This window comes from Lachnoclostridium sp. An14, from assembly GCF_002160755.1.
Lineage (GTDB): Bacteria > Bacillota > Clostridia > Lachnospirales > Lachnospiraceae > Lachnoclostridium_A.
Genome location: NZ_NFLE01000088.1, coordinates 1 through 786, shown reverse-complemented (window position 1 = coordinate 786; position 786 = coordinate 1). Strand labels below are relative to the sequence as shown.

1 protein-coding gene and 1 pseudogene are annotated in these 786 nt (G+C 46.8%); both read left to right on the top strand.

Annotated features, from left to right (window positions below):
- Positions 1–70 (top strand): annotated as a pseudogene (locus B5E84_RS21530) (helix-turn-helix domain-containing protein); the annotation flags it as partial.
- A 24-nt stretch (positions 71–94) separates the two neighbouring features.
- Positions 95–786, top strand: a 692-nt coding sequence (locus B5E84_RS20505; RefSeq protein WP_479684475.1) for a transposase, incomplete at its 3' end; no start/stop codon positions are given.

Below are 786 nucleotides of genomic sequence, written 5' to 3'. Positions count from 1 at the left end.
GTCTCTCAATGAGCAGAGATCGTTCCGGGAAATCGCACGGTATCTCTGCAAGGATCCCTCTACCATCTCACGGGAAGTCTGGAAACACCGGATTGTGAATTCATGGAACAGGGGAAGTTATAATAATCCCTATAACTTCTGTGTCCATCGTTATCACTGCAAAAAAACAAACGCCTGTGGGAAACTCATCCTCTGCGATACTCTCTGCCGCTCCTGCCACAGATGCAATAACGTCTGTCCCAAATTCGAAAGGGAGCACTGCCCCCGGATCGAAAAAGCCCCGTTCGTCTGTAATGGATGTGATAAACCACGGCATAAATGTCCCATCCATACAAAGTACGATTACAATGCCAAAACCGCCCAGAGGCATTATGAGGAGCTCCTCTCTGCGGCCCGTTCCGGGGTGAACCTGACACCAAAGGAACTCCGGGCTCTCAACGGTACGGTAAGACCTTTGATCCAGCAGGGGCAGTCCCCATATATGATCCTTGCCAACCATCCTGAATTGGGGATTTCAGTAAAAACCCTATACAACTACATTGACCAAAATCTCCTGCTGACCAGAAATGTGGATTTGAAACGGAAAGTTAAGTTCAAAAAAAGGGCTACCCATAACAAACAGATCCTGGATAAGGAGATTTTTATCGGGCGTACTTATAAGGACTTCAAAGACAGCCATGCGGATGAACTGGATTTTTGGGAAATGGACACGGTTCTTTCTGCGAATGGTTCTTCAAAATGTATCCTTACCTTTTATTTCCCAGCGATTGAACTGTTCTGGGCCCA